This window comes from Pseudomonas rhizophila, from assembly GCF_003033885.1.
Lineage (GTDB): Bacteria > Pseudomonadota > Gammaproteobacteria > Pseudomonadales > Pseudomonadaceae > Aquipseudomonas > Aquipseudomonas rhizophila.
This window is the reverse complement of the sequence record NZ_CP024081.1, coordinates 3,611,850-3,631,496: the sequence shown is the minus strand read 5'-3', so window position 1 is coordinate 3,631,496 and position 19,647 is coordinate 3,611,850. Positions and strand designations below refer to the sequence as shown.

16 protein-coding genes and 2 pseudogenes are annotated in these 19,647 nt (G+C 56.9%); 9 read left to right on the top strand and 9 right to left on the bottom strand.

Translation table 11 applies throughout. The features are described 5' to 3' along the window. Nucleotide 1 precedes the first annotated feature (1 nt). The 6 genes from CRX69_RS16875 to CRX69_RS16850 form a co-directional block, all read right to left on the bottom strand. A complete protein-coding gene (locus tag CRX69_RS16875) occupies nt 2-523 on the bottom strand; it encodes a type III secretion protein (RefSeq protein WP_240539539.1) in 522 nt (173 codons plus the stop codon). Then, a complete protein-coding gene (gene sctJ, locus CRX69_RS16870; protein ID WP_107322389.1) occupies nt 520-1,323 on the bottom strand; it encodes a type III secretion system inner membrane ring lipoprotein SctJ in 804 nt (267 codons plus the stop codon). The genes CRX69_RS16875 and sctJ overlap by 4 nt, the downstream gene beginning before the upstream one ends. A gap of 7 nt (nt 1,324-1,330) precedes the next feature. Further along, complete coding sequence (gene sctI / locus CRX69_RS16865; RefSeq protein ID WP_107322388.1) at nt 1,331-1,687, bottom strand: type III secretion system inner rod subunit SctI; 357 nt, start codon at nt 1,685-1,687, stop codon at nt 1,331-1,333. A gap of 46 nt (nt 1,688-1,733) precedes the next feature. After that, nucleotides 1,734-2,600, bottom strand: coding sequence for a hypothetical protein (locus CRX69_RS16860; RefSeq protein ID WP_157952132.1), 867 nt, complete (start codon nt 2,598-2,600; stop codon nt 1,734-1,736). 103 nt (nt 2,601-2,703) lie between these two features. Continuing rightward, nucleotides 2,704-3,060 (bottom strand): type III secretion system major pilin HrpA, encoded by a 357-nt coding sequence (locus tag CRX69_RS16855; RefSeq protein WP_107322386.1) that lies wholly within the window; start codon nt 3,058-3,060, stop codon nt 2,704-2,706. Between the two features lie 29 nt (nt 3,061-3,089). Next, nucleotides 3,090-4,067 carry a sigma 54-interacting transcriptional regulator gene (locus CRX69_RS16850; protein WP_107322385.1) on the bottom strand — a complete coding sequence of 326 codons (978 nt, stop codon included), beginning with the start codon at nt 4,065-4,067 and terminating at the stop codon, nt 3,090-3,092. Between the two features lie 600 nt (nt 4,068-4,667). Between CRX69_RS16850 and CRX69_RS16845 the strand changes: the two genes are divergently transcribed. Beyond that, nucleotides 4,668-5,111, top strand: a complete 444-nt coding sequence (locus CRX69_RS16845) for a CesT family type III secretion system chaperone (RefSeq protein WP_107322384.1) — start codon at nt 4,668-4,670, stop codon at nt 5,109-5,111. Nucleotides 5,112-5,293: 182 nt separating this feature from the next. Next, on the top strand, nt 5,294-7,162 hold the full coding sequence (locus tag CRX69_RS16840; RefSeq protein ID WP_107322383.1) for a hypothetical protein: 1,869 nt from the start codon (nt 5,294-5,296) through the stop codon (nt 7,160-7,162). A gap of 89 nt (nt 7,163-7,251) precedes the next feature. On the opposite strand, the gene mdeB is transcribed toward CRX69_RS16840, so the two are convergent. Further along, entirely contained in the window at nt 7,252-9,957 is a 2,706-nt protein-coding gene (mdeB, locus tag CRX69_RS16835; RefSeq protein ID WP_107322382.1) for an alpha-ketoglutarate dehydrogenase, read from the bottom strand. A 57-nt stretch (nt 9,958-10,014) separates the two neighbouring features. After that, the gene (locus tag CRX69_RS16830) at nt 10,015-10,479 is read right to left on the bottom strand and encodes a transketolase (RefSeq protein WP_107322381.1); all 465 of its coding nucleotides are present in this window, start codon (nt 10,477-10,479) and stop codon (nt 10,015-10,017) included. A gap of 371 nt (nt 10,480-10,850) precedes the next feature. Between CRX69_RS16830 and CRX69_RS27900 the strand changes: the two are divergent. Next, nucleotides 10,851-11,030: pseudogene (locus CRX69_RS27900) on the top strand (Lrp/AsnC family transcriptional regulator); the annotation flags it as partial. A gap of 42 nt (nt 11,031-11,072) precedes the next feature. Here the strand turns inward: CRX69_RS27900 and CRX69_RS28270 are convergent. Continuing rightward, nucleotides 11,073-11,267 (bottom strand): annotated as a pseudogene (locus CRX69_RS28270) (response regulator transcription factor); the annotation flags it as partial. Between the two features lie 819 nt (nt 11,268-12,086). On the opposite strand from CRX69_RS28270, the gene CRX69_RS16810 reads away from it, so the two are divergent. The 6 genes from CRX69_RS16810 (at nt 12,087) to CRX69_RS16785 (ending at nt 19,507) form a co-directional block, all read left to right on the top strand. Next, nucleotides 12,087-12,848: an alpha/beta hydrolase gene (locus CRX69_RS16810; protein WP_047225817.1), complete on the top strand. Its 762-nt coding sequence runs from the start codon at nt 12,087-12,089 to the stop codon at nt 12,846-12,848. A gap of 369 nt (nt 12,849-13,217) precedes the next feature. Continuing rightward, complete coding sequence (locus CRX69_RS16805) at nt 13,218-14,777, top strand: GMC family oxidoreductase (RefSeq protein WP_240539538.1); 1,560 nt, start codon at nt 13,218-13,220, stop codon at nt 14,775-14,777. A gap of 150 nt (nt 14,778-14,927) precedes the next feature. Continuing rightward, on the top strand, nt 14,928-15,341 hold the full coding sequence (locus CRX69_RS16800; RefSeq protein ID WP_107322379.1) for a DoxX family protein: 414 nt from the start codon (nt 14,928-14,930) through the stop codon (nt 15,339-15,341). A gap of 338 nt (nt 15,342-15,679) precedes the next feature. After that, complete coding sequence (locus tag CRX69_RS16795) at nt 15,680-17,056, top strand: anthrax toxin-like adenylyl cyclase domain-containing protein (RefSeq protein WP_107322378.1); 1,377 nt, start codon at nt 15,680-15,682, stop codon at nt 17,054-17,056. A gap of 143 nt (nt 17,057-17,199) precedes the next feature. Further along, nucleotides 17,200-18,453, top strand: coding sequence for a hypothetical protein (locus tag CRX69_RS16790; RefSeq protein ID WP_157952131.1), 1,254 nt, complete (start codon nt 17,200-17,202; stop codon nt 18,451-18,453). An 88-nt stretch (nt 18,454-18,541) separates the two neighbouring features. After that, entirely contained in the window at nt 18,542-19,507 is a 966-nt protein-coding gene (locus CRX69_RS16785) for a phosphoribosyltransferase (RefSeq protein ID WP_047225877.1), read from the top strand. The last annotated feature ends 140 nt before the right edge of the window (nt 19,508-19,647 follow it).

The following is a 19,647-nucleotide window of genomic DNA, read 5'->3' as shown; positions in this document are numbered from 1 at the left end:
GTCATGCCCAAACCCTCCACAACACAGAACGCCACAGCGCATCGAGTTTGCGCGTGGGAAGGTTAAAAGCGGGCTCGAGTGTCTCGTCGGGCGCCCACAACAGGCGCAAGCGCGACCAACATCGCTCGCCCAGCCAGCCGGCCAGCATTGCGCGTGGGTCCGTGACCTCATCAGTCAACCACAGCCCAGGGCGTAGCGCCTTGGCGATACCCCGACACCAGAACCACTGCGCGTCGGACAACTGATCATTTGGCGTGGCAAAACAGATTGCGCGCACCAGAGCCAAAGCCTGCAACCTTTGTGCATCTGTCAAAGACAGCCATTCGATAACGTTGGGGTCCGGCTCGGGCGGAGCCGAAGGAGCGATGCCCAGCAAGGCCAGCAACGCGTCGTGTCGGCTGCGCCAGACGCCCATGCCAACATCAAAATCAATCCCCCATTGCTCCCACACGCTGGACTTCCACTTTGGGTGCATCCAGCGCCACGTGCAGCACCACCACCCGACCCATTGCTCATCGGTCATAGCTGTGCGGGCAAGCCGGTTGGCCTACGCCTGGCGCGCAAGCGTGCAAACAAAGCCTGGCGCCAGTCTGGACGCAACATCAGGACTGCGCCCCCCGCCATGGACACCAGGCACAGCGGCAAGGCAATGACCATCACCCACCAGAAGCCGGCATCCTCGCTGTCAATCAGAAACGGTCCGAAAGGCACAAGATGCTCCGGGTCCTGAAACTCCACCGATGGCACGAATACAATCGAAAATTTCTTTGCGGAGCTGCTGTCCTGACTCATCCCCGGAATGCTGCTGGCAACCATCTGTTGAATACGCCCGCGCACACTGTCCGGATCCAGCGTCGACGCCGCATACTTGATGAACACCGAGGCGGAAGCCGGCTGAACCGGCTCGCCCGGTGCGATGCGCTCCGGCAAGACGACATGCACACGAGCCACGATGACCCCGTCAATCTGGGACAGCGTCGACTCCAATTCTTGCGACAGCGCATAAATGTAGCGAGCCCGCTCTTCCAGCGGTGTGGAGATGACCCCTTCCTTTTTGAATATCTCGCCAAGACTGGTCCGTGTCTGATTAGGTAGACCGGCAGCATCAAGCACCCTCACCGCACGGTTCACATCACTATTGGCGACGATTACGGTAACGCCGGCTTTTTCCATCTGCTTACGGGCCGCTATATGTTCCTGAGCCAACTTGGCGATTACTGAGTTGGAATGCTGCTCAGTCATGCCGCTGAACAAGACGGTGTCGTCGCTGCATCCGGCGAGCGCCAGAAAAGCCAGAACCGTTAATAAGCCGGATACTTTCACGAAGAACCTATTGCAGATTAGTCAGTTTATCCAGCACTTGTGCGCCTTTACTGACGACCTTGGTGGTGAGCGCCGTTTGCAATGCATACTCGGAAAGGGCGCCATTCATTTTGAGCATATCCATCGGATCCGTTGACTCCGAGGCGGACTTGATCGCGCGTTCAGCCTGATGCGCCAGCTCGGCTTGACCAGTGAGACGATCCGATACTGCGCTCATCAGGTTACTCGCCATACCGCCAGGTTCTCGATTGCTGCGCATCGCACTATCGAATAAGTCGACATCAGCTTGAGCAGGAGCGGAAACCATCTCCAGCTCATGCTCAGGTGCAGCGCTCCTGAATGAATTCACGTTGGAAATGGTCACCTGATTTCTCCTGTAGGACGTGGACGATGGACTATTGAACTGAGGACTACGTTACGCTGGCGCGCATCACGTCAAGGACGTTCCGAGCAGCCTGGGAAGCCGTATGCTCGCCTTGATTCATCGCAAGGCCAGGTGGCGTGCCGGAAGCGATTCCCAACCCCAACTGCAACCCTTGTTGAAAAGCCTCCATGCCTTCGTTGCTATTTAACATCTGGCGCAATTGGTCTATCTCACTCGCGCCACCAGTCGATAGCGCAGGGCTGCTGCCGAAACCACCTTGTCCGCCTCCCATCATCCTTTCACTACCCGGATAATCGGTTCTATTGGACCCGCCTGTCATATGTTGAGAGACTTGCTCGAGTGCCTGTTTGAATTTGGCGGTTTCGCCCTTGGACAGATAATTGTCTTCATCCAGTTCTTTGCTCCATGACCCAGAATCTGGCGCTCCGAAGGCGGCTTTGTTCTTATCCATATAATCAGCCACTTGCTGAAGCAACGGCTTGTCTTCCTTGGAAAAGGTAGTGCCGTCACCTTTGGGCTGTAGAGCGTTATTCAGCGCAGATTGCCCCAACCCACTCACAACTTGCCCCATAAGGTCCTGACTGTCCCTGCTTCCAGCATTGGCGATAAAGTTGCTCCCCATCTTATCTTTAACAATGTCCATCATGGCATTTTTCAGGGTCTCTTGAGGGTTTGCTGCCAACCCCATAAGCCCCATCCCCTTATTTTCGGAAAGTTTGTCATGCACCATCTTTCCCAATGGACTACTAAGATCAACTTTTCCACCGGGCATCAGGGAGTTAGCAAGCTCCGTCACGACACCCGATAAAGAAGGTGAGACTTTTGATGAGTCGGCATGTTTAGGTTGAGAAATACTAGTGACACCTAACCCGCCGACAAGCGGTACTGCCATGCTTATATTACTCATAAACTTTAAGGTTCTCGCTGAATGTTACCCCCCCCTTTGATCACCACAACAATAAAAAGGGGGGGGAGGAAGGAGGGAGGATGGATCTTTAGTAACTGATGGCCTTAGCCTGCCCAGCCATATTGGAAATAGACTTGCTCGCTGCGTCGGAGCGAGCGGAATCGATAGCGCTCGCTGTATTTAGCCTCATCGTTTGCAAAGCCGCATCACCTTGCAACTTAATCAATCCGGCCTGTTCCTTATCGTTGCGCTTCATAACGTCCAGCTGGGCGCTCATTGATTCACCCCCTGAAGCTGCTTGACTCAACTGACCTTGCGTAGCAGCGTTGGCTTTAACGCTATTAGCTTCTTGCTTGGCACCGGCAAATGCGTTGACACCCATGTTTGCCGCACTACCCAGCGTATTGGTGATGGTACTAAAAGGGTTGCTCGAGATACCTGGCATAATAAACTCCTCATACTCTAGCGGGCTCGCTAGGTAATAGTGGGTGGAAAGTTCTTTAAATCAGGTTCCAGATTTTTTTCAAGCGAAGACGCTTTGCCAAATACGTCCAGCGACTTGATCCGGTGATAGAGCGTTCTACGGGGTATGCCCAATTCCACACTCACAGCATCAATCGAGTGCCCGTGACGCTTGAGGGCTTCCTGAATAAGGATCCGTTCGATAGCCCGCATTTGTGCCTTGAGCGTGCGCCCCTCGATCTCCGTGCTTGAGTTCAGGGTTATCGACGGCAAGCCAAGAACAAATCGCTTGGCCGCTGATTTCAACTCGCGGATATTGCCCGGCCAGGGATGACCCAAGAGCGCTTGCATGAGTTCGGGCGATATAGCCTGAGGCTCGCACCCCAGATCTTGCGCAGCTGCGGTCACGAACTGGGAAAACAGCGGAACGATATCTTCGCGACGGTCACGTAGCGCTGGCAACTGGATCGTCAGCACGTTGAGCCGAAAATACAGATCGCGCCTGAACTCGCCCCGCTCCACCAACTCGGCCAAGGGCCGCTGAGCCGATGCAATCACACAAATATCCAACGGAATGACCGTGGTAGAGCCCAAGCGCTCAATCGCTCGCACCTCAAGGACCCGCAGCAACTTGGCCTGCAAACTGAGCGGCATGCTATCGATTTCGTCGAGGTATAAAGTCCCGCCCTGCGCAGCCTCGATGTAGCCCTTTCGCGAGCGATTAGCCCCGGTGAACGCACCGTTGACCACACCAAACAATTCACTTTCAGCCAATGATTCCGGGATTGCCGCACAGTTCATCGCGACAAACGCACCCTTGCGCCCAGACATTGAATGAATGCGCTGAGCCAGGGTGTCCTTGCCGGTCCCCGTCTCTCCAGAAAGCAACAGGTCGACGCCAAGCAGTGAAGTACTTTGGGCGATGACCTTGATATCAGGCGCTTCGGCAATGTTGTCAGGTCCGCAGTAAAAGTAATCGCACACACCCATATAAACCCCGTGATCGGCACTACTTCATACGCCCTCCCGCTGCAAGCACGAGGCGAAGCATGGCCATAAGCTGCGCGATCATTAGTGATGATCGCAGGTCGGACAGACCCGTTACACCAAGCCTGACGACTGCACGCGCATAGCGCCTACAGTCTATTTATTGATCAAATGCCACGGCAGATCCAAAAGTGCGTGTGTGACGCGCGCTGCGATCAGTTATTCCATCGAGCGTAAGTGATATTTTTTGAAACAATTTGAATGGCCACTTGGCACTATCGTACCGACCCGTTTTCTCTGGTCGTTGTCAGTGCTTCTTCTTGAAAGCCATTCAATAACTGGTGCTTTAGGGCGGCAGAGAATACCGCTCGCCCAAACCCTGTCAATCGCCGACGCTCATTTTAATGGTATTACTTCACAGTTTGGATACAACGCGGTTTGACCGGAGCCCTCGAGAAAGTTCGATAAACATTTTACGTTTGACGTTATTTTTTAAAAAAACATGGAACCTGGTCGACGGCATGCGCCACTCAGTACTTGAGACAGTTCGACGCAATAAAAAGAACAACTGTTTCACCTTCTAACAGCTCAGAGAATAAAAAAATGAGTAATGAGCGCTACCATCGATTTGTTACAGATATCTGTCAGCTTTCTCAGATCCCTGTGGCTGCGATTGATTTAGATCGGGTTCAGCTAAACGTGAAAGGCATTGCCTTCAGTTTTGCCAACTTAGCCGATACCGTCATGATTCACGCAGACTTCGGCCCGTTACCGGATCGACGCAGAGATGCCGTCCTGCTTCAGCTTATGAATGTCAATTTTCATTTATTCAGCGCAGACCGTCCCTGTTGCTTTTCACACAACGACGACACGGGCCAAGTACAGTTCAGTTGCACAGTTGAGCTGACCCAGATCGGCGCACCACAGTTCGTGCAGTTGCTGGGGCATATCGCTGAGTATGCGCAATCATGGCAGCACAGCTACTTTCTCGATGAGAGCGCAAAACGCGCACCTTCAGCGCGCACGAGTCTGGGGGGTTTATGCTAGGTCCGACGCTACCGGCAGGAAATTTTTTTCCCTTCACCCCAACACGATCACAGTCCACACCGCGGACAGATATCGCATTGACGCCCATGCGCCCTCGCGCGCCCGTCAACAACCCAGCCCCCCAAGCTCATCAGTCGCCACAACCAGGACAGCCCTCCCCCGCGCTAGCCAGGGAGGCCGCGTTGTTGGCTCCCCAATTGGGGCGGTCCGGCTTTGACGCCGCGGTAGCCAAGCAGCGCATGGTTCTGGAAGGTAGATATCTGCAGGAGCACCCCGGTACTGCCTACGCTGACATAAATGACAAGCTATTTGCGAAAGCCAATGGGAAAGCGCCCGAATCCATGACCGGACGCTTACTGGCCGATGCCAAGCAAGCGCAACAGACGCTGATCCATGAGTTGGAAAAGCTGACTGAGGATCCACAACAACCACCGGATCTGGAGGCTTACCAAACGGTGCTGACACAGGCAGTGCGCGCACAAACTGATTTGCTTGGCGCACACGTCGCTCTCTACGAACAGGCATTGACCGATCCACAGCTGTCGGCTGCCGACCGACAGCACATAGAACGTAGCGAAAACGCCTTCGCGCTTCATGCCCAACAGACCGTGAACCTGATACCCGACGCGTTGAAAACGGCCTTGACCAAAGCGGACGCAACGGTCAGCGCGCTGAAGCAATTGAAGCAACCGTCAGAGGACTGGGAACGTATCAGCACGATGCTCAGTGACTTGGTCGAGCACACCTCAGTCGATGGCGAATTCAAAGATGCGCTGGATAACGCCAAACTTCCCGCCAAGCTTCAGCAGCTCCATCAGCACAACGACGGCTGGGGGGCGACTGCCAAGGCGGTCGTCGCGGGCGCCGTGCCACAAATGCTCGCATCGGGCCTGGCTTTCGGCTTTGCCCGCGCGGTCGTAGAGTCTGCGGTCCCGGACCTGAAGGCCCAGGCATTCGCTACCGCGCCCGTGATGGCGGCGGCACATGAAGTAGGCACCAACCTGCTCAAGCCCATGAGTCAGGAGATGATGGGGGGGTGGGCGCTTAAACCGGTGAAAGCGTCAGAGGTCATTCCAAACCCGAATCCCCGGGCTATTGTCGATGGCGAGCTCAAGCCCCTGACCGCAGAGCAAAAAGACGTCGCCATGCAGGAGGTTGATGAACTGCGCGGTCGCCATCTCAACGCCCAGCAAGCCAACAAGAATGGAACCGGCATTGGCGAGGCTGAAGCCTTCGGCGCGTTTGGCCTGGCACAAGGCATCCGGCAAGGGATAGGGTTAGCCCAGCCGCATATCCCAGTGGAGCAGTTTGGTCCCCGCACGCTGGCCTCCATGGCGGGTGGCTTGATCATGGGCGGCGTGCAATCGGGCGCGCAACTGCGCAGCACCGTTGCTGATCGACGCGGACGTGAATTGCCGACCCACACCTTCAAGGAAGTCGACAAACCTTTGGCCAATCGCCTGGCAAAAGCGGCTTCGGACGCGGTGTTGGCCAGCGACCCGAGCAATCCTGAGGTTCGTCAAAGCCTGTTCAGTAAAACCTACGGCTCACTTGCCGGGTTGGGCAGCGCCATGGGCGTCAGCTCAGCGGCACGGGCCTTTGGCTCAGACACGCCGGCGCAGCAGTTTGGCCAGGTGCTTTTGGCCGCATTGGGCTCGCCTGCTCTCCTTATTCCGGCCTATGCGAGCTTTCAGGCGGGCGCTGAAACCGAGGCTCGTCTGGCGGCGCTTGAAAAGGAGCGAAAAACGCAAGAGCTGCCCGGACCGGGCGCCCCCGCTCAAGTACCCACGTCCAACTTCCCACGCACACAAACGGCAATGCAGAACATCCGGTCGCCCGATCGGGCCGATCTACCGCACGGTTCCATGCCGGGAACCTGGGGCAGAACCGCGGAAAACACCTTTCACCGTATCCGAGGAGGGTTGCAAATAGCATCCCAGGCGCCGACCGAACTCACCGAGCTTGCAATCAAGCAGGTTACCGCTCGCGTGGGGAACAACGCTGATGACGTGGCGGACCCACAACCACCTGAGGCTGTGCCGCAGAAGTGAGCGGCTCGATAGCATCCGGATAGCTGAACACTCCAGCCTGCAGACATATCATCAGTGCTGCAGGTTGAAGTGTTATCGACGCACCCTGTTCACGCCTCCCACGGCGCCAGGCAATCCACATCGATGGCGTACCGGGCAATCGCTTCGACGCACACCTGCGGCGCCAGTGTCTGTGCTTGAACCAGCGCGGTCAGGGCGCTCAGAACGATCTGATGACGATCCACTTCGAAGAATCGACGCAGTTGAGCGCGGGTATCGCTTCGGCCGAAACCATCGGTGCCGAGCACCGTGTAGCGAGGCTCAATGTAGCTGGCTATCAGCGCTGGCACGGCCCGGACGTAATCGCTACAGGCGACGACGGGCGTCGCATTATTGAGCGACGCCTGTAGATGGTTTCTGCGCCCAAGCTGTTGAGGATGCAGTCGATTGTGGCGCTCGACCTCGCGCGCGTCCCGTGCCAGTTCGGTGAAACTGGTGACGCTCCAGACCTGACTGTCAACGTTCCAGTCGTTGGCGAGCAGTTCGGCGGCCGCGATCACTTCGCGCAGGATAGTGCCAGATCCGAGCAATTGGACGCTGCCACGAGGGTCTTGCAATTCGTTCCGGGCAAACAGATACATGCCTTTGAGAATGTCTTGCTCAACACCACCTGGAAGGTCGGGCTGCGGGTAGTTTTCATTCATCAGGGTGACGTAGTAGAACTCGTCGACCTGGCGCTCCAGCATCTGGCGCATGCCGTGATCCAGGATCACCGCAAACTCACCGGCGAACGCCGGATCATAGGCGCGGCAGTTGGGTACAGTCGCGGCCATCAAATGGCTGCTGCCGTCCTGATGCTGCAGGCCTTCGCCGCCCAGCGTCGTGCGACCGGCGGTTGCGCCGAGAAGAAAGCCGCGAGCACGTTGATCGGCCGCCGCCCAAATCAGATCGCCAATGCGCTGGAAGCCGAACATCGAGTAATAGATATAAAACGGCAACATCGGCAACCCATGCACCGAATAGCTCGTGGCGGCGGCCACCCAGGAGCTGATTGCCCCGGCCTCGCTGATGCCTTCTTCGAGAATCTGGCCATTCTGCGCTTCGCGATAGCTGAGGATAGACCCGATGTCTTCTGGCTCGTAGCGTTGTCCTACGCTGGAGTAGATACCGATCTGCTTGAACAGGCTGGCCATGCCGAATGTGCGTGCCTCATCCGCCACGATCGGCACAATGCGTGGACCCAGCGTGGTGTCCCGCAGCAGCCCGTTGAGCATGCGCACGAAGGCCATGGTCGTGGACATTTCCTTATTTCCGGCATTGATGGCGAAACTGGCGTAACGATCGATCTCGGGCACGGCAACCTTATCGTCGTCACACGACGAGTGCCGTGTCGGCAAGTAGCCGCCCAGCGCCCGACGGCGCTCATGGAGGTAGCGCATCTCCGCACTGTCGGCGTCGGGCTTGAAGAACGCCAGGGAGGTCGCCTGGTCGTCGGTCAGTGGCAGATTGAAGCGATTGCGGAAAGCGAGGAGCGCTTCACTGTCGAGCTTCTTCTGCTGGTGCCCGGTCATCTTGCCCTGCCCGGCCTCCCCCATGCCAAAACCCTTTTTCGTCTGCGCGAGAATCACCGTCGGCTTTGTGTCTTCGAGCGCGGCCCGGTGATAAGCGGAAAAAATTTTCACCATGTCGTGACCGCCGCGCTTGAGGCGATCAATATCCTCGTCGGTCAGGCCTCGAACCAATTGCGCCAGCGCTTCGCTCTGTCCGAAAAAATGCTCGCGATTAAACCGCCCGTCCTTGGCGGCAAACGTTTGAAACTGACCATCGACAGTATTCGACAATGCCTCAACCAGGGCGCCGTCGTGGTCGCGCGCAAATAGCGAATCCCAATCCGAGCCCCAGACCAACTTAATGACGTTCCAGCCGGCGCCTGCAAATAATGCCTCCAGCTCGTCGATGATTCGGCCGTTGCCTCGCACTGGACCATCGAGGCGCTGCAGATTGCAATTGACCACCCAGACCAGGTTGTCGAGCCTTTCACGCGCGGCGAGTGTGAGCGCCGACATGCTTTCCGGCTCATCCATTTCACCGTCGCCGAATACGCCCCAGACCGTCCGGCCGCGGGTGTTCTTCAGGCCGCGATGGTCCAGATAGCGCATGAAGCGAGCCTGGTAGATCGAACTGATCGGGCCGATCCCCATGGAACCGGTCGGGAACTGCCAGAAGTCCGGCATCAGCCAGGGATGCGGATAGCTGGACAAGCCCCTGGCGCCTTTTGCGCGAGCACCGATCTCCTGCCGATAATGCTGCAAGTCTGTTTCATCAAGGCGCCCCTCAAGGTAGGCCCGGGCATATACACCGGGCGCCGAGTGCGCCTGATAGAACACCAGATCGCCAGCGGAGTTTTCGTTGCGCGCCTTGAAGAAATGATTGAAGCCGACCTCGAATAGATCCGCTGCACTGGCATAACTGGCAATGTGTCCGCCCAGTTCTCCATACACCTGATTGGCCCGAGCCACCATTGCCAAAGCATTCCAGCGGATGATCGACGCCAGGCGCTCTTCGGTGGCCAGGTCTCCTGGAAACGCAGGTTGTTGCTCGACGCTTATGCTGTTGATGTAGGGTGTACCCAAGCGGGGCCGCCAGCCTAAATCAGCGCGACCAGCGACAGCGACGAGCAGGTCGAGCACCCGCCCCGCGTGGGCTTCCCCGCGGTGGGCGATGACCGAAAGCAAGGCATCGTGCCACTCGGCAAGTTCCTGTGCATCTTCCTCGGCCTGGGCTGGCAAGGTGTTTTTAAGGACGAACGAGTTCATGAACTACTCCTGCGTGGTTCAGGGAGTGTTTCGAAGGCGTACCGATGACGCCCTAGGCTAGAGCACGCATCGCTCTTGCAGCAGGCACCGGGCCAGGGTTTGAGCTGCCGACAGAATCCGCTCGACGTGTTGGTCCATGTCCGTGCTGGACGGTCCGTCGATGCTCAACTCAAGGACTCGCAGCTTGTGACCACAGACCGACCCCAGCCAGGCGAGGCCTGGGACTGCTTCGACTTCGACATCCAACAAAAAGCAATTTGGACACACTGGACTGAGTAGCTGCTTGGCCTGACAGCGAGAAGTTGTTACCGACTGCATCGGCTTCGCCCCTGACTGCAGCCAGTCGAGCATCAACTCTGCCGGACGCTGGACCGCCAGATAGGCAACCTGGTCCCAGTCGTCTATTGCGACATGCACCTGATCAATGATGTATTTGGGTAACGACGCGCTGATGACAATAACCACCCCGACATCCGCCGAAGGCTCCTTGATCCAGGCTGCTGCTTGCGACATCGCATCCATTGCACTCACTCCCCGATAATCTGCACCCATTTGCACGACCTGATCCTGGAGAGCGAACCTGTCGCCAGGCTCGCTCCTCGATTGTCGTGCGCCGATACATCTCAACCGTTACGGAACAGGAAACTATAGGCATTGAGGGCAGACACTCCACCCAAATGCGCGTAAAGCACTTTTGCCCCCTCAGGGAACTCGCTACGAGTTGGATATCCAAACGCGCGCAGTGACTTCGATGAATAAATAGTAAGAAAAAAAACTAAAATATGTGTTGCAAGTTACTCGCCAATTAAAAAACATTATTTCGATTCAACCAGTATTTTCATTTTGTTATTGCTCCGCAGCCATCGCTAACACAATAAACAAACAACGAAAACCTGATACCTCCCGTGCCCTGCCCCGTGCAGCCTGATCGCACCGACCGCGCGATTATCAACCCCTTGCAGCGCGATGCATCCATCTCCAACGTTGCATTGACCGACACAGCGAAATTGAGCGCCCCGGCGTGCCTGAGACGTGCCGAACGGCTCAAGCAGGCTGGGCTGATCAGGGGGTTGGACAATTCATGGGGATGCGCCAGATGCCGTCTTCGCTCTGAATCAGATCAACCCCAGGCTCAGCGCCTTGAGTGTGGCCGCTGCACGAGTGGTGCATTGCAGTTTGCGGAACATGCTTTCGACGTGAGTGCGCACCGTACTCGGGCTGATGCCAAGCTGACGCGCCACTTCCTTGTTGCTGCCGCCCTCACTGATGCAGCGCAAGATTTGTGTTTCACGTTCGGAGAGTGGGCTGCTGCTTGCTCTGGAGACGGCCATGGCGCGCCTGCCCTTCTCGCTCAAGCCGGGTTGCCGCGGTGGCTGGCTGCGCAATGCTTGCAAGGTCAGTGTTGCAACCCGCAGCCGATAGCGGACCTGCACTGCATCACCTTCGAAGCCGCGGACGTAGCCGCGGCCATCGAGCCGCTCATAAGACTGCACCGCCCCCTGAGCTGCCAACGAGCACCCAACAGCCTGGCCACAGGCGCGCGATGTCCAATGAGGCACCCCCGCGTTCTTTTCAAAACCGTCGTCTGGAAGTGCTCCAGGAATGAGCCAGACATGATGAGCCGCCATGACGTGGCTCTCGGCATTGCTTGACAGGCAACTAAAACCGTTCAGGTCCATCATGCTCAGCTCCTGGTTATTTTATTCAGCTTGTTCGACAGGTCCGCTGCTTAATCTTAGGTAGATTCAATAAAAAGCGTGTTGCATCTTTTCAATAAAATACGAAACAATATTTTTCTAATGATCATAAAAACGATTTTTATTGCAAGTAAATTAGAAACCACGCAATAAAAATAACTTGGCGCCTGTCCAGGCTTTTTCCCACCCGCGCGCAAGTGAACCTGCCGAAATCAACGATGCTGCCAAGCGATTGAAACAAAAGACTTATTCGACTTAGCCTCCAATCCACCCCAGCGTCAGGGCTTTGAGGGTCGCAGCCGCGCCACCTGCCGACATGTCGTTTCCTCCGGGCATTCGATTGAACATTATTCACCGCCTCGGATAAATGACCGATACCTCAGCCGCCGAGTATTGCTGAAACTGCGCTCACCCCACACAGGAGATCGCATCATGTTCAAACCCAAGGCCCTTGCCCTCACACTCGCCATGACCTGTTCATTGTTCGGCGGCGCGGTCCATGCCGCGGCGCAGCAACCTTCTGTCGTCATCGTCCATGGCGCTTTCGCCGACGGATCCGATTGGGGCAAGGTCGTCCCGCTGCTGCAGGCGGAAGGCATCAAGGTCACCGTGGTACAAAACCCGCTGACCTCGCTGGCTGACGATGTCGCCGCCACGCAGCGTGTGCTGAACAACCAGGAGAACGATGTCGTATTGGTCGGCCACTCCTGGGGCGGTACCGTCATCAGCGAGGCTGGCACCGACAAGAAAGTACGCAGCCTGGTGTACGTCGCCGCGTTCGCTCCGGATGCCGGTCAAGCCAGTAAAGACCTGGGCAAGGACTACCCTGCTCCGTCCGGCGTGAAAGACATCGCCGCCGACAAAAACGGTTTCTTGTACATGACCGCCGAGGGCATGGCCACCGGTTTTGCCCAGGATCTTTCCGCAGAGCAAACCGCGGTAATGGCCGCGACGCAAGGGCCGATCCGCGCCTCGGCATTCGATGACAAAACCAGCGCCGCCGCCTGGAAAGGCAAGCCATCCTGGTACGTCGTGGCCAAGGAAGACCGGATGATCCAGCCTGATCTGCAGCGAGCTTTCGCCAAGAAGATCGGTGCCAAGGTCACCGAAATCGACGCCAGCCACGTGCCGCAACAGTCACGCCCGGCAGATGTTGCAAAAGTCATCATCCAGGCTGTTCAGAAGAGCCAATAATTTCAGGCCTCTTCTGCGCCGGGATCGAGGGAAGTGCTGTGTCAGGGTGGATTGCCACCGGTCTCAGGACAGGGTGGCGGAAGCTCGGACGCAACGCACTTCCCTCGCAACGGTCGTCACATCTGGCGAGATTGAGCTTCGCCTCCTGCTACCCAGCCGACGGCAAACATCCGTTGGAACCTTTTGCCCCCCTGCCGTCACTCATTGCCCAGCAAACAAAACGGCAGTCGATGGCCCCGTCATCGTGCCCGGCTTCCCCTATCAATACCCTAGCGAGATTCACCGCATGTTCTCCCCAGCAATGATTTTGCACCTCGATCTACGCTTGAACCTGGCGAGCGATACCACCCCGACCAAGGAACCTCGCTCATGCCTATGAATTGCGCGCGGAATAAACACCATTTCGATTTCATCGTCTGTGGCGCGGGAACCGCCGGCTCCGTCGTGGCCGGACGACTGGCCGAGAATCCCGAGGTGGAAGTGTTGCTCATCGAGGCGGGAGGCAGCGATGACCACCCCCACGTGCTGGAACCGGGGAACTGGCCGCTGAACCTGGGCACCGAGCGCGACTGGAACTTCGTGGGCGCCGCGAACCCTCATCTCAACGACCGGAAAATCCCATTGAATATGGGCCGCGGCTTGGGGGGCGGGTCCAGCGTCAATGTCATGCTGTGGGCCCGCGGCCATAAAAACGACTGGGAAGACTTCGCCGCACTCAGTGGCAACCCGGCGTGGAACTACGCGTCGGTCCTGAAAATTTATCAACGCGTGGAAGACTATCAGGGCACCTGCGATCCGGTGCGTCGCGGCAAGGGCGGACCGGTTCATGTCGCGCCTGTGCGAGACGCCCAACCGATTGCCAACGCCATGATCAGTGCGGCTGCCGGCATGGGTATACCGGTTTTCGAGAACCCGAACGGCGCCATGATGGAAGGCCGCGGAGGTGCAGCCTTGAACGACCTCATCGTCAAGGACGGCCGGCGTAATTCCATTTACCGCGCCTACGTCGCTCCACGCTGTGGTCAGCCCAACCTCACGGTCCTGACTGATACGCTTGTCAGTCGCGTACTCTTCAGGGACCAACGCGCCATCGGCGTAGAAACCATAAAAGATGGGCAGATCGAGTGCTTTTACGCCGATCACGAAGTCATTCTTTCGTTGGGGGCGGTCAACACGTCCAAGGTCCTGATGCAATCAGGCGTGGGGCCGGAGGAGGAACTGCAGCGCCATGGTATTCCGTTCGTCCAGCATCTCCCCGGCGTTGGCGCCAATCATCAGGACCACGTGTCCTTTGCCGTTATTTTCGAATACGCGGCTCCACAACCGGTGGGTTACGGCGGCTCGGAGGCGACGCTCTACTGGAGCAGCGAAAGCGCTTTGCATCTCCCCGATATGTTCCACTGCCAAGTTGAATTTCCAGTGCCCAGCGCAGAGAACGCCTCACTCGGCGTTCCCGCACATGGCTGGACAATGTTCGCAGGCCTTGCCCATCCGGAAAGTCGCGGCCGGGTCAAGCTCAGCGGCCCGAATGTGACCGATGCGCCGATCATCCAGCCCAACACCCTGTCGCATCCCACCGACCGGCGCAACGCGCTGGAAAACATCCGATTTGTCCAGGAACTGGGCGCGCAGGCGCCATTCAAGGGCTTGGTCAAACGTGAAAGCCTGCCTGGAAAACTCAACATCCAATCGCTCGAACATTACGCTCGCAACGCTGCCGTTACTTACTGGCACCAATGCGGTACGGCAAAAATGGGCCAGGACGCAATGTCCGTGGTCGATAGTCAACTGCGCGTCTACGGCGTCCAGGGACTGCGCATTGCCGATGCCTCCATCATGCCGCATATCACGAGCGGCAATACGATGGCACCGTGCGTCGTGATCGGCGAGCGGGCCGTTGAGGCTATACGGTCCGCTTACGAGCTTTGAGCGTCAGCAGGCGCCGGTGACTGTGTTCGAGCCGGCCACTCGCCGAGGGCTGCGCCGAACCCTGCGGGAGAACCGGGCCTTGCTTGAATTAACGCCTGTGCGTCAACCCACCCAATGAGTTTTACCACGGTCCTAATCATGATTTCAGATATGCAGAAAAAAACCGGCGTCGCGCACTGGACGGGCAGAGTCCTGGGCGCTCTGGTGGTGTTGGCATTACTTGCCGACGCCGGTGTGAATATTTTCGCGCCCCAAGTCCTCGCAAAAAACATGGAGCTGACCGGATTCCCCGATCACCTCTCCTCTGTCATTGGCAGCATCATCCTGGTTTGCACCGTGCTCTATGTGATTCCGAGAACCGCCGTGTTGGGCGCAATACTGGTGACAGGATTCCTGGGTGGCGCCATTTGCACCCATTTGCGCCTGGGTGAATTGGGCTCCGCCTCGCAGATCATCAGTGGGCTATTGGGCATTGCGGCCTGGGCTTCGCTTTACCTGCGCAGCGATGCCGTCCGTTCCCTGCTGCCGTTGGTTGAAAGCAAAGGGCGAATATCACGTTTCTGAGCGCCAGGCGTTTATGGGCACACCGCATGCGGTTGATTTGATTCGCCGATCAAGCAGCAGCGCAAGTCCAGTCATCAGCTCCTTTGGTTGGCCGCATCCAGCCAATTTTTAACGCGCGCCTTCGGGGCGCGTTTTTTTCGGTGCCATCACCCACGGTTTCCGGGACCAGAAGCATCACGCCGCATAACTATGAAGGCGACAAGCAGATGATCATGAATGCGTTAGGCGGTATTCAACTCGGCCGGCCCTAACCTCCAGGAGCAAATGCCCGAGGCGTGCGGAACCGACATGCCTGAAATCGCCACCTACTCGAGAACTAAATTCTGGAAGCGGATGGAATGAGTAGCTTAGGCCCGGTGCAATGGAACCAAACGTTCAGCTTTAACGCCGATAAAGCACCTGAGGCCGGGCATACCACAGCAGTTTCTGCCCGCCCGCTGACTGAGGTCGTCCGCGACGATATCGATAAAGTCAGCCAGCAAACAGGCATCTGTGCGCAGCACTTGCACCAGCTCCATGACATCGCTCGGAAGCATCGATGCATTATCGCTTTCCGCCCTGTTGATCCACACAACGCACAGCTGATAGGGATGGGCTATCCCACCAAGGGGCTTAATATAAAAGGGAAGAGTTCCATGGTCGGCCCGCTGTTCGGTTTTATTCCGGCAAATCAGCAGCTCAGTGGAAAAGGCAGCACGACACCGGCCGATATGGAGAAAGCGAATCTGCAAATCGAGCGGTGCGTGGAGAGCGGCCACGCGGTTAAGGTGCCTTTGGAACTGCCAGCAGCACGCATGGACTACCTGAAGCAACACAATTTGATAAGACCGCTTGTTCCGCCTGCGTTCGCAAGTACCAGGGAGGATGGGACCACGTTTAACTTCACTGCTGATAAAACCGCAAACGGCACCTATCGAATAGCCATAGACGGTCAGGCTGTTGAAGTGCTGGCACCGAACGTTCAACCTCACGGCAAGCCTGCTCTTCCCTTCACCGCCGACTACGACTTGCTGTTTTTGATGCCGCAGTGGGATGACGTCCCGCAACAGAGTCAACGACGAGGCTCGGCAAAACCAGCTGCGCCAAACGAGCAGCCCACCGATCTTGGTATCGCCTACATTCGATCGAAATATGAAAATGTCGCCGTCAAAGAGACGGCGGGTGCCGCCCCGACTGTTGATTATGTCACCCGCCTCGAGGAACGAGTCATTGACGACATCAACCACTCATTACGCGGCAAGTTGAAAACACATCTGAATGTTGATGATCCATCAGACTGGAACCTGGTTCATCATGGCTCGGACGAAGGCAACCCTAGTACAAACATGCACAGTAACCTTCCAGCTACCGTCATTGCTCCGCAAGCACTGGGCGAATTTGGCGCCATTGCGGTCATACCGGACAAGGTCAAGTTAAACGATTTCCTGGAGGAGGCACGTGATGCTCACGCAAGCGGTCATACAGGCTATGTGCTGGTCGGAAACAGGCGTTGGTTTGATGACGAATTAAAGACTAACGTCGCCAACCGCAGTCAAGAAATCGAGCGCAAGCTCAGTAGTCAGTCGTCGACTCTTTCGCCCCCTGAGACTCGTCGCGGGAGTATAGCGTCCGGCCAAGGCAGCCGGCGTGGCAGTCATATTTCCCAGTCTGATCTGGATTTATTGAAAGTGGTTGCCGAGCAGCGGCGAATTCAGTCCGGTGGATTGACCGGGTAAATCCTCGCCGACTTATACGGTGCAAATTTATCCAGCTGACGTGGGAACTGGCACAACACTATTGGCCACTCATTTGACCGAACCAATTTGCATAAGCGCATGAGGAGAGAAAGCAAATGATACCGGGTGCAAGCAGCTCTCCCGTGTTCCTTGGTCGCTTGCGGCATGGGCAAGCCATCGAGTCTGCCAAAACTTCGGCTCAAACCGAGCACGTCGATAAACTTTCACCCGCACATTTGAGTAAAAAGACCCTTGATGCTTTTAAGGAGACCTCCCCGGACATGATTCAGTCGGCCATTACCCATATGGCTGCCAACGCCATTGCCGATGGGACGCTGAACCTCTACTCAACTGAGCACAACGAGGCAACATTCAAGCTATTGCTACGTCAAGGCAATACCAGTCCGGGTGAATTGCTCGTGCATGCAAGAAAGAATGAGCAACAGCGCTACGACATTTTTGAACTCAAACATAAATCCTACGCATCGGGTCCCACCGAAACTGTCGTGCTCATGGAACGGTCGAAAGAAGCCAACCGTTCGACTGAACCTCATCATGCGGCAAAGGAAAAATCAAAAAAACTCAACCTTCTTTTCTCGAAGCCGGGTGTTGAATCCCGTAGACAGGACCTGCCCAGGCTGAGCGAATATGCTCGAGAGCAGATTGAGAAAATCGATGAACAGTTCGTTGGTCGAAAACTGGATAAACAAGACGTTCGCAAGCAATACCAACGTCTCGTGCAGGAAAACCAGCAATTGCCTGCCTCGGGAAAAAAATCAGAACCTGAGCTATGGAGAAGCGCGATACATGATGCCAAATTTTTAGAACGTTCTGCCCTATCCGCGCGCCATCAGATGGCCCTTCGTCAGGGCAAAGGTCCACTGGAGGCGAAAGCAATGGCCGCCTTGAGTGCGCTTTACACCCCTATCGGCATGGCACGTAAAGCCCTTAAGTCCAAACAAGAAAAAGTCGATCAGCAGGAACAAGATACCCGGCGCAAACTCGACGCATTACCGCCGCAGCGGACCGCTGGAATCGGCGCTTCGCGTCCTAAGCGAAGCAGCCTGGATTCGTTGGCGCTGACCGACATGTCATTGGAAACAGTCAACCGGGCTTCCGATACCAGACTGAGTCGCGTCGAACCCGGCGAACCCGATGATCCAGCGATCAAGGCCGGTGCCGAGGCTTATCAAGCGCTCAGCCCAAAGACCCGTGCGGCGCTCGACGCGATTTTGGAGCTGGTCGACAAGCATGGCGAAGCGGCGTTCTCGGATCTCTCCGAAGAAGCGCGACACTCCCTGGGCGAGTATCGCGATCTGTCCTTCAGACTTTCCTTAATAGACGCCGACGGTGGTGAGTCAAACGACTGGACATCGAACCCTGTGCCAACCCCATAGCCCTGTCACGGCTCCGTAGGGCCATCAAGCACCCACCGAACACTCGCTTTCATCACCGGATAAAACAGTGTCTGTCCAGAAATCGCACGTGCTCAAACCCGTGCTGCCTATCTCGTATGAGCAGATGGATCGCTTGGTCGCGTCGATACAGCCTACGCTTCTCGAAGAAGCGTTCAGTAGCATCATCGGTATATTGCGAGGTGGAGGCCCCTTAGCGCTGATGGTCTCGCATGCCACGGGCGTTGAACCGGCCTTTTTGCGCTATTACCGGGTCGATCGGAGCGTGATTTGGGACTCGTCGATCCCCCTTCCTCCACCAGGCAGCAAGGTGTTGCTCTGTGAAGACATCGCTGGCACCGGGCACACCCTGAAGGACTGCCTGGCATTCTTGCAGCGCAGGGGATTGATCGTGAGGGTTTTCACTGTCGGCTTTGACGACCTAAGCGGTATACGCCCCGATTACGGGCTGGACGGGCGAGGGTATTTCTTGCAGTTCCCTTGGGAGCGCCAAGCCCTTACCTGCGCCTATCGCGATCGCTGGATCGACACCGGTGGCGGGCGTACCGGCAGGATGGCCCATGACCATGATTACGACGTGTACGCCATCGACCTCGACGGAATACTGCTTCCAGATATCCCGCTCCAACGTTATGCGGCGGACTTGAGTGCGGCGCTTGGCGAACGCGACCGCCTCGAGCCCTTCAAGCAGCTGCCCCCTCTGGGGCGGGTGAAGGCGATTATCACCGGGCGCCCGGAGATGGATCGCGTTCGTACTCAAGCCTGGCTAAGCCAGCACGGCCATAGCGGGACACCGCTGATCATGAGAGATACCCGCTCGTGCAACGACAGCCCAGAACAGGTTGCCCTCTACAAAGCCCGGGCATGCGTACAGTTGGGGTGCACGCACTTCGTTGAAAGCGACCCGACACAAGCGATCCTGATCGCGCAGCAAGCGCCTTTGCTGCGGGTCATCTGGTGGGATGCCGGGTGCGGCCGGGGAAGATTGATCGGCGCGGCAGATTGGAAACACGGTACGCCTGGGGCGCCATCCTGAACGCGAAAATGGCGAACACGCCGCTGGTTATCACTGCGGGCCACGCTGGTTATCATCCACAGCAGCGCAACAAACAGAGCAGTGAACAGCTTTGATCGAGGCATCCGGGGTCCGTTTCCATGACAATTGCGAAGCTTTTC

Bases quoted from the DNA above. Each gene is read 5' to 3' on its own strand.
- CRX69_RS16875 (WP_240539539.1), bottom strand. From the start codon at position 523: ATGACCGATGAGCAATGGGTCGGGTGGTGGTGCTGCACGTGGCGCTGG.
- CRX69_RS16860 (WP_157952132.1), bottom strand. From the start codon at position 2,600: ATGGCAGTACCGCTTGTCGGCGGGTTAGGTGTCACTAGTATTTCTCAA.
- CRX69_RS16855 (WP_107322386.1), bottom strand. From the start codon at position 3,060: ATGCCAGGTATCTCGAGCAACCCTTTTAGTACCATCACCAATACGCTG.
- CRX69_RS16850 (WP_107322385.1), bottom strand. From the start codon at position 4,067: ATGGGTGTGTGCGATTACTTTTACTGCGGACCTGACAACATTGCCGAA.
- CRX69_RS16845 (WP_107322384.1), top strand. From the start codon at position 4,668: ATGAGTAATGAGCGCTACCATCGATTTGTTACAGATATCTGTCAGCTT.
- mdeB (WP_107322382.1), bottom strand. From the start codon at position 9,957: ATGAACTCGTTCGTCCTTAAAAACACCTTGCCAGCCCAGGCCGAGGAA.
- CRX69_RS16830 (WP_107322381.1), bottom strand. From the start codon at position 10,479: ATGGATGCGATGTCGCAAGCAGCAGCCTGGATCAAGGAGCCTTCGGCG.
- CRX69_RS16810 (WP_047225817.1), top strand. From the start codon at position 12,087: ATGTTCAAACCCAAGGCCCTTGCCCTCACACTCGCCATGACCTGTTCA.
- CRX69_RS16805 (WP_240539538.1), top strand. From the start codon at position 13,218: ATGCCTATGAATTGCGCGCGGAATAAACACCATTTCGATTTCATCGTC.
- CRX69_RS16800 (WP_107322379.1), top strand. From the start codon at position 14,928: ATGCAGAAAAAAACCGGCGTCGCGCACTGGACGGGCAGAGTCCTGGGC.
- CRX69_RS16795 (WP_107322378.1), top strand. From the start codon at position 15,680: ATGAGTAGCTTAGGCCCGGTGCAATGGAACCAAACGTTCAGCTTTAAC.